10 protein-coding genes are annotated in these 11,465 nt (G+C 39.7%); 8 read left to right on the top strand and 2 right to left on the bottom strand.

Annotated features, from left to right (window positions below; all coding sequences use genetic code 11):
• Positions 1–387 precede the first annotated feature (387 nt).
• From H5182_RS11905 to H5182_RS11890, 4 genes are all read left to right on the top strand, one after another.
• A complete protein-coding gene (locus H5182_RS11905) occupies positions 388–621 on the top strand; it encodes a FeoA family protein (RefSeq protein WP_145236087.1) in 234 nt (77 codons plus the stop codon).
• Complete coding sequence (feoB, locus tag H5182_RS11900) at positions 618–2,939, top strand: Fe(2+) transporter permease subunit FeoB (protein WP_182760078.1); 2,322 nt, start codon at positions 618–620, stop codon at positions 2,937–2,939. The genes H5182_RS11905 and feoB overlap by 4 nt, the downstream gene beginning before the upstream one ends.
• 85 nt (positions 2,940–3,024) lie before the next feature.
• Positions 3,025–3,486, top strand: a complete 462-nt coding sequence (ybaK, locus tag H5182_RS11895) for a Cys-tRNA(Pro) deacylase (RefSeq protein WP_145236081.1) — start codon at positions 3,025–3,027, stop codon at positions 3,484–3,486.
• A gap of 311 nt (positions 3,487–3,797) precedes the next feature.
• Complete coding sequence (locus H5182_RS11890; RefSeq protein ID WP_182760077.1) at positions 3,798–6,053, top strand: acyl-CoA dehydrogenase; 2,256 nt, start codon at positions 3,798–3,800, stop codon at positions 6,051–6,053.
• Between the two features lie 128 nt (positions 6,054–6,181).
• Here the strand turns inward: H5182_RS11890 and H5182_RS11885 are convergent, their stop codons facing one another.
• Positions 6,182–6,367 carry a DUF6435 family protein gene (locus tag H5182_RS11885; RefSeq protein ID WP_182760076.1) on the bottom strand — a complete coding sequence of 62 codons (186 nt, stop codon included), beginning with the start codon at positions 6,365–6,367 and terminating at the stop codon, positions 6,182–6,184.
• A 197-nt stretch (positions 6,368–6,564) separates the two neighbouring features.
• Between H5182_RS11885 and H5182_RS11880 the strand changes: the two genes are divergently transcribed.
• Both H5182_RS11880 and H5182_RS11875 read left to right on the top strand, forming a co-directional pair.
• Entirely contained in the window at positions 6,565–7,515 is a 951-nt protein-coding gene (locus tag H5182_RS11880; RefSeq protein WP_182734112.1) for an oxidoreductase family protein, read from the top strand.
• Between the two features lies 1 nt (position 7,516).
• A complete protein-coding gene (locus tag H5182_RS11875; protein WP_182760075.1) occupies positions 7,517–8,488 on the top strand; it encodes a Gfo/Idh/MocA family protein in 972 nt (323 codons plus the stop codon).
• 1 nt (position 8,489) lies between these two features.
• On the opposite strand, the gene H5182_RS11870 is transcribed toward H5182_RS11875, so the two are convergent.
• Positions 8,490–9,335 (bottom strand): ABC transporter substrate-binding protein, encoded by an 846-nt coding sequence (locus H5182_RS11870; RefSeq protein WP_182760074.1) that lies wholly within the window; start codon positions 9,333–9,335, stop codon positions 8,490–8,492.
• Positions 9,336–9,538: 203 nt separating this feature from the next.
• Here H5182_RS11870 and upp point away from each other — a divergent pair, with 203 nt between their 5' ends.
• Positions 9,539–10,168, top strand: a complete 630-nt coding sequence (upp, locus tag H5182_RS11865) for a uracil phosphoribosyltransferase (protein ID WP_145236059.1) — start codon at positions 9,539–9,541, stop codon at positions 10,166–10,168.
• Between the two features lie 2 nt (positions 10,169–10,170).
• The gene (locus H5182_RS11860; RefSeq protein ID WP_182731574.1) at positions 10,171–11,403 is read left to right on the top strand and encodes a uracil-xanthine permease family protein; all 1,233 of its coding nucleotides are present in this window, start codon (positions 10,171–10,173) and stop codon (positions 11,401–11,403) included.
• The last annotated feature ends 62 nt before the right edge of the window (positions 11,404–11,465 follow it).

Raw genomic sequence — 11,465 nt, 5'->3', positions numbered from 1 at the left:
AATCGACTTAAATATTTAACCATTCTAGCGAGCTAAATAAAGCGCTAACTGCGTTATAATTTTTTCAAGTAGAACAACTACATGTCAAAATTTACGCCTTGTTATCACTGTATTTATCTGTCGCTGTAAATGGTCAGTAACTTAACACGATTGGTATAATACATATTCATAATGCTACCTTTACAGAGCGATTAGGCTTCTTAAGCACTTGTCACTAAACGGCTATTTTTATCTTATCAAATGAGATTTAGGATCCAATATAGGTATAATTCTGCCATTGCTGCTTTATTTTGCATTACTTATCGATATGATAATTAGTCTCACTTGCATGATTGAATAATCGGCGTAAAATCAGCGCCATTGATGTATTAAATGAAATGAGATGGCATGTTAACGTTAGACAAATTAGTAATTGGCCAACATGGCTCTGTTGTAAGCATCGATCCTAATGCGAGTTTGTTGCGCCAGAAATTACTTGCAATGGGTTTAACGCCAGGCGCTCCTGTCCACGTATTGCGCTTTTCTCCATTTGGCGATCCGATGATTGTTAAAGTTCGCGGTACCGTGCTTAGTCTTCGTAAATCCGAGGCACAATCAATTAATTTGGAACTCGCAGTATGAATCCAAACATTGCCGTAATAGGTAACCCAAACTGTGGTAAAACTACACTATTCAACGCGTTAACCGGTAGCAAACAGAAAGTAGGTAACTGGTCAGGGGTGACCATCGATAAGAAAATTGGTCAATTTAAAGTGGCTGATCAGACTGTCGAATTAGTTGATTTGCCTGGCACTTATTCTTTAGATGTAAATGCACAAACCCCTTTAGATGAAAAAATTGCGCGTGACTATGCCCTCAGTGGTGAATCACAACTGATCATCAATATTCTTGATGCATCAAATCTTGAACGCAATTTATACCTCACCGCTCAGCTGCTTGAGATGAAAGTACCTTTACTTGTCGTGCTAAATATGGTCGATGTGGCAAAACGAAATGGTTTAGTAACGGATCCAAAGGCGCTAGAAAAGCAACTTGGATGCCCTGTGATTGCCTTAAGTGCAAATAATAAAACAGACATTACAGGTTTAAAAGAGTTTATTGCACAAGGGCTTAAACTTAAAAAAGTATCAATGCATACCCCTAGTTATGAGCAAAAAATAACGCAAGCGGCCAACAACATTGCAGCCAGTTTTACTGCCAATAATAAACCGATAGAAAACATCGACACTGATTGGTTGTCATTGCGGTTATTAGAGCAAGATGAAAGCTGTTTTGGCTATGCTGGTAAACAAACACTGGCAGTGGCAAAAGCTGAATTTGAACAGTTTGCCGATCACCATGAACTTGATGTGCTTTTTGCCAATGGTCGTTATGAGTTTGCCCATCAACTGGCTGAACTTGCTCAAAATACTAAAGGCATCGCCTCTGAAACCATTAGCGATAAAATAGATGCGGTAGTGATCAATCGTTTTTTAGGGATCCCAATATTTTTAGGGATCATGTATTTAATGTTTACTGTTGCGGTAAATGTTGGCGGCGCATTTATAGACTTTTTCGATATTGCTGTAGGCGCGATTTTAGTCGATGGCTTTGGTGAAATATTAACTTCATTAGGCGCACCTGATTGGCTACGCGCATTGCTTGCGGACGGTATAGGTGGTGGTATTCAGCTTGTTGCCACCTTTATCCCGGTGATTGGCTTTTTATACTTTTGTTTAGCCTTTATTGAAGATTCAGGTTATATGGCGCGTGCTGCTTTTATCATGGATAGATTAATGCGCGCCATTGGTTTACCGGGTAAAGCGTTTGTGCCTTTAATTGTTGGCTTTGGCTGTAACGTGCCATCAGTAATGGCAACTCGTACTTTAGAAACCCATAAAGATCGCTTACTGACTATTGCCATGTCACCATTTATGTCATGTGGCGCGCGCTTAAGTGTGTATGCCTTGTTTGTCGCTGCCTTTTTTACCACTAATGGCCAAAACTTAGTATTTGCACTGTATATTTTAGGTATTGTTATGGCGGTATTAACCGGTTTGGTACTTAAAAATACCTTGTTTAGTCCAACGCTTACCCCGTTTATTCTCGAATTACCTGCGTATCATATGCCAACGGCAAAAGGCGTACTTTACAAAGCATGGGAGCGCTTAAAAAGCTTTTGTATGCGCGCCGGTAAAACTATAATTGTGGTGTTTGTTATTTTAAAAATATTAAGCTCCATAGGTACTGATTTTACCTTTGGCAATGACAACACAGATAAATCGATGCTCAGTGAAATTTCAAAAATTGCAACACCGGTGTTTGCTCCTATCGGGGTAGAGCAAGATAACTGGCCTGCCACGGTCGGTATTTTTACTGGCGTATTTGCTAAAGAGGCAGTAGTTGGTACTTTAGATAGTTTATATTCAAATTTAGATGGCGCAGCGGCTGTGAATGAAGAGCCAGTTAATGTCATCGATAAATTGGCTGAGGCGTTCGCGAGTATTCCTGCAAACCTAATAGACGTATTCGGTAATTTACTCGATCCACTGGGTTTAAATGTCACTAATGTGAGCGATCAAAGTAGTGCGGCCATTGATCAAGAAGTGAATGTATCGACCTTCGCAACCATGGAAAACCTATTTAGCAGTCAACTTGCTGCATTCAGTTATTTAGTTTTTGTATTGCTTTATACACCGTGTGTGGCGGTGATGGGCGCTATGTACCGAGAAGCTGGAATGAAATGGATGCTATTTGTTGCAACTTGGTCAACAGGGCTTGCTTACATCACAGCCTCTGTGGTGTATCAAGTGGGTAACTTTAAGCAATCTCCGATGTTTTCGGCATTTTGGTTACTCGGGTGCGCTGTCGTTATTGCATTGGCAATAAGCTCTATGCGGATTTATGGTAATAAAATGGCTGCAAAGAGTCGTTTAATCCCTGTTGTTAATATAATTTAGCGAGTGAATATAGTTTAAAAAAGAGTACCTTGGTACTCTTTTTTTTGTTAATTTTAAAGCAGTTAACAATTCAATGGAGTTAGTCATGACGCCAGCCACACAATTATTAAAAAAACACAAGGCCACTTTTGAGCTGCTCAGTTATGAGCATAACTCAAGTACACATAGCTTTGGTTTAGAAGCTGTTGAAAAGTTAAATCTAGCCGCTGAGCAGGTTTTCAAAACCTTGGTATTTGAAACCAATGAATTGCAGTTAGTAGTGGCAATTACGCCTGTGAGTCAACAAGTTAACTTAAAGCTCTTAGCAAAAGCATGTGGTGTTAAAAAAGTACATATGGCCGCTGCACAAAAGGTAGAAAATAGCACCGGATATATTCTTGGTGGCGTAAGTCCATTAGGGCAAAAAAAACGCTTAGCAACTTACCTCCATAGTAGCGCAAAGCAGTTTGATATTATTTATGTAAGCGCTGGTAAACGCGGCCTTGAAATTGCACTTGATCCCAATACATTAATAAAACTATGTAATGGCAAATTAGCCGACTTTTAGTGGTGATTAACAGTGTTAGTTAACAGTCGATAAGCTTACACTACTTACCTTGCACAAACTTTAACATATCTTTATTTTCCCTCATTTTGTTTCTATTGTTGCTGAGGTTTAATTATTTTAGCGTTTTTTAGTAAAAAAAAATCAACTAAATACTTTTCAGCGTACAAGTGTTAGCTCTTTTTATTCAATGGCTTAGATAGCCTAAAAATAAATAAATTGAAAAAACTGTTAAAAAATTGCTTAGAGTAATTGATCTAAACCATTTTTTATGACGTAATGTAGGTATTATTGTCTGGTCGGATGAGTTGATTATGAGTTTACGTACAAAATTAAAAAAAGTATTACCAAGTATTTCTATCACTGAACAAGAAGCCCTTGATGCGGGTGATGTGTGGTTAGAAGGCTCTATTTACCAAGGTAAGCCTGACTTCAACGCACTTCGCGCAGTCCCTGCTGCTGTATTGAGCGCAGATGAACAAGCATTTATCGACGGCCCATTACAAGAGCTATTGGGTATGATCGACGATACAGAAATTCAAAATGGCATTCATTTACCTGAATACATTTTAGATTTTCTGAAAAAGGAACGTTTCTTTTCACTGATAATTCCTAAATCATTTGGTGGTTTAGAGTTTAGCCCTTACGCAAACTCAACTATCGTTGGCACAATCGCCACTAAAAGTTCTGCTGTTGCAGTAACCGTTATGGTTCCTAACTCGTTAGGCCCTGGTGAGTTACTACTGCACTTTGGTACTAAAGAGCAGCAAGCACATTATTTACCACGCCTAGCCAATGGCCGTGACATTCCATGTTTTGCACTCACAAGCCCAGAGGCTGGTTCTGATGCCGGTGGCATTCCAGATTTAGGTACTGTGACTAAAGGCATGTACAACGGCGAAGAAGTACTTGGTCTTGAGATCACTTGGGACAAGCGTTATATCACCCTTGCGCCAATTGCCACCGTACTTGGTTTAGCATTTAAAGTGGTTGATCCAAATGGCTTGCTAGGTGGTAAGGAAAACCTCGGTATTACGTGTGCACTTATTCCAAAAGAGCACCCAGGTGTTGAACTTGGTAATCGCCATGATCCAATGGGGATTCGTTTTTACAACGGTACTACGCGTGGCAACAAAGTATTTGTACCAATGGACTTCATTATTGGTGGGCAAAAGAACATCGGCCGTGGCTGGCAAATGTTGGTTAGCTGTTTAGGCGCTGGCCGTGGTATTTCATTACCTGCATTAGGTGTTAGTTCATCTCAGGTAGCATTTAAAGGTGCGTCTGAATATGCTGCGGTACGTGAGCAATTTGGCTTAGCAATCGGTCAATTTGAAGGTATTCAAGAAAAACTCGCTGATATTGCTGGTAAAACATACCTACAAGAAGCAATGCGTGTACTTACAACCGAAGGTTTAGGCATGGGCTTAAAGCCATCGGTTGTGACTGCAATTGCAAAATATCACATGACTGAAATTGGTCGCGACGTGCTTGACTCAGCAATGGATATTCAAGCTGGTAAAGCAATTCAGAACGGCCCGCAAAATACGTTAGCAAGCGGCTATGTTGCACAGCCAATTGCCATCACGGTTGAAGGCGCCAACATTCTTACACGTAACTTGATGATCTTTGGTCAAGGTGTAATGCGTTGTCACCCATATTTACAATCGATGGTTGAATCAATCCACAGCGAAGATAAAAATGCAGATAAAGAATTTAACCGCATTCTGCGTAAAACAGTGGGTTATAGCGTAGCAAACAGTTTACGTGCATTTCGTTTAGGCGTATTACCATTTACAGCAGGTGCTAATTCACCACTTCCAGAAGTACGTGAATATGAAAAAGCAGCTCATAAATTATCAGCTAAATTAGCAGTATATGCAGATTTTTCGTTACTGGTACTCGGCGGAAAACTTAAACAAGCGGAAATGCTATCAGCCCGTTTAGGCGATGTAATGAGCTTCTTATATGCGGCAATGGCATCAATTAAATATTATGAGCAAAAAGTGGCAAGCAGTGAACGCGAGCAAGCAGCGCCATATTTCCACTACGCAACACGTTTTGCATTACAAAGTGCCGAACAAGCATTGCATAAGTTTTTAGACAACTTCCCTGCAAGTGGCACACGTAAGTTTATGCGTTTTATTTCCATGAACTATTCGACTAAAATGCCAAAAATTAGCGATGACTTAATTCGCGAATTAGCTACACAGGCGCAACTTGACACGGCATTTAAAAAGCAAATCACACACTTAGTTAAACCTATTGAAGGTGATGGACATTACATTAACGAGCAAGCGTATAAAGCGAAAATGGGCTGTTTAGATTTACTCGCAAAAGTGAAAAAAGCCTTGCGTGCTAAAACAATCAAACCAGGTATTCGTTTTGCACTTACTCTTGATAATGCACTTGTAGCAAATGTAATCACTGAAGAAGAATACGCTAAACTGATTGATTACAACAAAAAACGTGAACGCGCAATTCGTGTTGATGAGTTTGATTTTGATATGAACTTATTAGACGAAAATGCAAAACCGATAAACCCACTGAAAAGTGTTGTTAATCAGTAATATTTTTTAATTCAACAATGTAAGCGCCCAGAAGTTCGGGCGCTTTTATATTTAAAGCCCATACAGTTTTGTATGGGCTTTTTACGTAATTCGCTACTTGTTCTTAATTTAATGCCTAAGAATTTAAATTAACCATCTTGTTTCGCTTGTTTTTCTAACTCTATTATTTGTTTGTCTATTTGATCGGCTTCAAAGGAGAGTTCTGAGTATTTGCGTATATCGCCGTTACGTTGGGCATGCATTGCTTGTTCTAGTTTTATAGAAAGCTGCTTATGTAACTTTTTAGTTGGGTCTTTCTTAAAGAATGAAAACATATATTACTCGTATAGTAACTGGTGCAGATTGATACGTTTCAATTAATGTATTGGTTTACATTGTGTTGAAATAGTAAGCTGGCAAAAGATAATGATTGCTAACATGTAGTTAAGTAGTGAGCTGTGTTGTCTATAAGCGCTTTAATCTTAAAATGTTTATGTCATACTAGGCGCTGGCTTTATGGATATTGGTGCGTATGTCTTTTTATCTGCCATTAATTGGTCTTCATTATAAAAATATTAAAATCACTGAAACAATCACTGCTTTATGGAGTGGCTGTGGTGAAATAGTGCGTTGTCGTTTAGACGGTAAAGTCTGCGTCATTAAAGCGATTAGTGTGCCCGATCACATAAATCATCCGCGAATTTCGCAAACTGAGTTTGCAATTAACCGAAAGCGTCACTCTTATGAAGTCGAATTTTATTGGTATCAGTATTATGCGTCGCGATTACCATCTAGAGCAGGTGCTTTAAGGTGTTTTAATGCCATAGAACATGAGCAGCACAAAGTCTTAGTGTTTGCTGATTTTACAGAGTGTGGCTTTGTAAACGCAAAACCAATCCATACACATGTTACAGCCATTATTAAGTGGTTGGCGAATTTTCATGCTTTTCATTTTCAAGTCAAAGCTGATGGCTTATGGTCGCAGGGGGGTTATTGGCATTTAGCCACTCGACCAGATGAGTATGAGAAAATGGCAGATTGTGCTATCAAGCAACAAGCACACAGCATCGATCAAACTATTAGGGCATGTCCGTATCAAACGCTTATTCATGGTGATGCAAAAATAGCGAATTTTGCTATTAATAACGCGACACTAAATGTTGTCGGATATGACTTTCAATATGTTGGCGCTGGAGTAGGTGTTATTGACGTTATGTACTTTTTGGGTAGTTGTTTAAATGAACAGCAATTACAACAAAGAGCTGATGATTACTTAGCCGACTACTTTAAATATTTTGCCAACGCCATGCACATATTTGATAAAAGCGTATATAGCCATGCTGCTATTAACGAATGGAAAACCTTATGGCCAGTTGTATGGGCTGACTTTTACCGATTTTTAATGGGCTGGAGTCCAGAACACGTAAAAATTAATGCTTATATGCAATATCAAATTACAAAAACAAATTTTGGGGTAACGTAGAATGACGAAACAGATCCGTTGGGGAATGATTGGCTGTGGCGCTGTAACCGAGGTGAAAAGTGGCCCTGCGTATAAAAATACGAAAGGTTTTGTGTTGCAAGGCGTTACTCGACGAGATACCGCTCTTGCTGACGATTACGCAAAACGCCATAACGTGCCTATGGTATTTAAAACGGCCGATGAATTGATTGTAAGTTCTGATATTGATGCCGTTTATATCGCAACGCCTCCCGATAGCCATATGGAGCTGGCGCTAAAAGTTGCTGCTGCGGGCAAACCATGTTGTATTGAAAAACCACTGGCGCCTACATTGGCTCACAGTGAAGTTATTCTTGAAGCTTTCAGTAGTAAAAATATTCCTTTGTATGTCGCGTATTATCGACGTTCTTTACCGCGCTTTAATAAAGTGAAAAGCTTGATTGATGCCGGTGAAATCGGCCAAGTACGGCATATTAATTGGCACTTGAGTAAAGCCTCCTGCGAGCAAGATAGATCAGGTGCCTACAATTGGCGTACCGATAAAACTATTGCACCAGGAGGTTATTTTGATGATTTAGCCAGCCATGGTCTCGATTTATTTGGTTACTTATTTGGTGATTATGAACAAGTGAAAGGACTGGCGACAAACCAGCAAAACTTATATGGCGCTTTTGATGCAATCACAGCGTGTTGGCAGCATAAAAACGGTATTACCGGCTCAGGAAGTTGGAACTTTGGTGGTTTTTCTCGTTTTGATGTTGTTACTTTATACGGTGAAAAGGGCGAGATCAGCTTTAGCGTATTTGATGAGCAAGCAATTACGGTTATTAACGAAAGTGGTCAGCAACAACTAAGTATCGAAAATCCGCCTCATGTTCAACAATATCATGTGCAAAATATGGCGGCGTCATTACTTGAAAATATTACACATCCGTCAACAGGTCATTCGGCCGCACATACTAGTTGGGTGATGGAGCAAATTTTAAACAACTAAATCAGCGTGCGGGTATTGCTACGTTAAAAGCATCTTGCAATGCGCTTAGCATTAGCGCCTGCTCTGGCGGTGAAAATATTTGTGCGTGGCTCTGAAGAATAATTTGCTGGACTGCCTGTGTTTGCAATGCTTGGTCAAATAGCGTAATTGCTTGTTTGCCTAGCTCCGATTTCGAGCATGCAATATAACCAAACACAGCTTGTTGGGTTTTATCAACACTAAGATAACGTATATTGGCGATTCTGGTATCTTCTGAGTGACGCGAAATAAACACCGCACTGTATTCAATAATGGCATCGAACTTATTTTGAAATAACATTTGGCTAAGGCGATAAGCGCTCGTTGTGCCGCCTAAAACCATAAATGATTCGTTATGCTTGGCAATATAGTCATCTATTTTGTGACCATATGAACGTCCTGAAGCAATGCCGATGGTGAGATCATATTTATTTACGGCATCATTTAAACTAATATTTTCAGGTAGTTCTGGATGATTATACACCACTAAGCGATTAGCTGGAAAAGCCATAATTGGGTATGTACTAAATAATGCATTTTCAAGGCGTTCAGGTGTTTTGGTTTTATTGTACAAACACACATTTTTCATTGTGTGCAATTGTTGCCATTCTCTTAATCTACTCGCTGAGATAAAGTTTAACGCGATGGCACCATTGAGCTGTTTTTCAATATCAAGCATAAATCTAGTGGCTATGTTTTGTGAATCGTCATTAATCTGTGGTGCAAAGTCGGTCATTATTTGCACCTTTAATGGTTTTTTAGCCATCGCAAATGAAGGCATTATTGCAAATAAAATACCTATCAGGATCCCAACAGCAAACTTTGACATAAAACCTTTGTGAGCAAATCTTCTATAGCCATTATTATAGTTTAGTTACTTTAAAAAATAATAATAATTGCGTTAAATGAAATAAAAGCACTGTATCAGAGTGATAAAATAATACTTTTATTGCACAGATCATGCTTTTTTAAAGTCTGATGGTTTTTTTTAAGCTAAAATAAGCGCAATTTATTTTTCTTTTAGGCGTTTTTATGACTATTCATGTAATTAATCACCCACTTGTTCAACATAAACTTGGTCTTATGCGAGAGTACGGCATAAGTACTAAGAGTTTCCGTGAGCTTTCGTCTGAAGTCGGTACATTATTAACCTACGAAGCGACTAAAAATTTGCCACTGGAAAAAGTAACAATCACTAGTTGGGATGGTAATCAATTAGATGTTGAGCACATCAAAGGTAAAAAAATTACTGTTGTGCCAATTTTACGTGCTGGCCTTGGCATGATGGATGGTGTTATGCAATTACTGCCTGCTGCAAAAGTAAGCGTTGTGGGCCTGCAACGTAATGAAGAAACGTTAGAACCAATCCCTTACTTTGAAAAGTTAGTCGGTAAAATTGATGAGCGCTTGAGCCTCGTTATTGATCCAATGCTCGCAACTGGGGGCTCGATGATTGCGACTATCGATATGCTGAAAAAAGCTGGCTGTAAAGAAATTAAAGTGATTGTATTGGTTGCCGCACCTGAAGGGGTTGAAAAAACCCTTGCAGCTCATCCTGATGTAGAGATTTTTACAGCATCATTAGACAGCCACTTAAATGAGAAAGGCTATATAATTCCTGGTCTTGGTGATGCTGGCGATAAAATTTTTGGTACTGTCTAACAGTGGATCACTCTACCTTTTCAATCAAAACAATTTTAACTGGGGCGCAAATGTTATTTGTCGCCTTTGGTGCCTTGGTGTTAGTTCCTTTATTAACGGGGCTTGATCCAAATGTGGCACTTTTTACGGCTGGTATTGGTACCTTGCTGTTCCATTTGGTAACTAAAGGTCAGGTGCCGATATTTTTAGCTTCATCATTTGCGTTTATTGCCCCTATTATTGCCTGCGTGCAGCTATGGGGTGTGCCTGCCACAATGGGGGGCTTAATGGCTGCAGGCGGGGCTTATATGTTGTTAAGTCTATTAGTGAAATTAAAAGGTGTAGCTACCCTGCATAAAATATTACCACCAGTTGTGGTCGGTCCGGTGATCATGGTAATTGGTTTAGCACTGGCACCTGTTGCAGTTAATATGGCAATGGGTAAAAGCGGCGATGGTTCAATTCAGTTGATTGCGTATCAACAAGCCATTTGGGTGGCGGCATTTTCGTTGTTAGTGACGCTAATTTTCGCGGTATGGGGCAAAGGTGTATTTAAGCTGATCCCTATCTTAGCTGGAGTCATCGCAGGTTACAGTTTATCGCTATATTTAGGGATCGTGCAATTTGATGCTGTTACTAATGCACAGTGGTTTGCAATGCCAGCTTTTACTTGGCCTGAGTTTAAATGGCAAGCAGTGTTATTTATGGTGCCAGTGGCAATAGCCCCCGCTATTGAACATATTGGCGATATGATGGCGATTAGCCAAGTCACCAATAAAGACTATTTGAAAAAACCGGGCTTACATCGCACTTTGTTTGGTGATGGATTAGCTACTACTGCAGCGTCTATATTCGGCGGGCCACCTAATACCACCTATTCAGAAGTCACCGGTGCAGTGATGCTTACGCGTAATTTTAATCCTAAAGTGATGATGTGGACTGCCATTATCGCCATTATTTTAGCGTTTGTGGCTAAAATGGGTGCTGGTTTGCAAACCATACCAGTACCTGTGATGGGGGGGATCATGATTTTGCTGTTTGGCTCAATTGCTGTGGTGGGTTTAAATTCGTTAGTGAAAAGTGGAGAAGACTTAACGGCTCCACGTAACCTCAGTATTGTGGCACTCATTTTAGTGTGTGGCATTGGTGGTATGCATATCGGTGGCAACGAATTTAGCTTACAAGGCGTGAGCCTATGCGCTATTTTAGGCATAGTGCTTAATTTAGTGTTACCAAAGGCTGATAAGCCAACGTAATATTTTGCACATTCAGCTAATAATTTGCACCAAAATAGCGCATTTAATATGCGCTATTTTTT

The organism is Pseudoalteromonas sp. SG44-17, assembly GCF_014164235.1.
GTDB classification, from domain to species: Bacteria; Pseudomonadota; Gammaproteobacteria; order Enterobacterales; family Alteromonadaceae; genus Pseudoalteromonas; species Pseudoalteromonas rhizosphaerae.
This window is presented reverse-complemented; position numbering and strand designations above follow the sequence as displayed.

What these genes read in the sequence shown, in the direction of transcription:
- H5182_RS11905 (WP_145236087.1), top strand. Translation starts at nt 388, where the DNA reads ATGTTAACGTTAGACAAATTAGTAATTGGCCAACATGGCTCTGTTGTA.
- H5182_RS11885 (WP_182760076.1), bottom strand. Translation starts at nt 6,367, where the DNA reads ATGTTTTCATTCTTTAAGAAAGACCCAACTAAAAAGTTACATAAGCAG.
- H5182_RS11880 (WP_182734112.1), top strand. Translation starts at nt 6,565, where the DNA reads ATGTCTTTTTATCTGCCATTAATTGGTCTTCATTATAAAAATATTAAA.
- upp (WP_145236059.1), top strand. Translation starts at nt 9,539, where the DNA reads ATGACTATTCATGTAATTAATCACCCACTTGTTCAACATAAACTTGGT.
- H5182_RS11875 (WP_182760075.1), top strand. Translation starts at nt 7,517, where the DNA reads ATGACGAAACAGATCCGTTGGGGAATGATTGGCTGTGGCGCTGTAACC.
- feoB (WP_182760078.1), top strand. Translation starts at nt 618, where the DNA reads ATGAATCCAAACATTGCCGTAATAGGTAACCCAAACTGTGGTAAAACT.
- H5182_RS11890 (WP_182760077.1), top strand. Translation starts at nt 3,798, where the DNA reads ATGAGTTTACGTACAAAATTAAAAAAAGTATTACCAAGTATTTCTATC.
- H5182_RS11870 (WP_182760074.1), bottom strand. Translation starts at nt 9,335, where the DNA reads ATGTCAAAGTTTGCTGTTGGGATCCTGATAGGTATTTTATTTGCAATA.
- ybaK (WP_145236081.1), top strand. Translation starts at nt 3,025, where the DNA reads ATGACGCCAGCCACACAATTATTAAAAAAACACAAGGCCACTTTTGAG.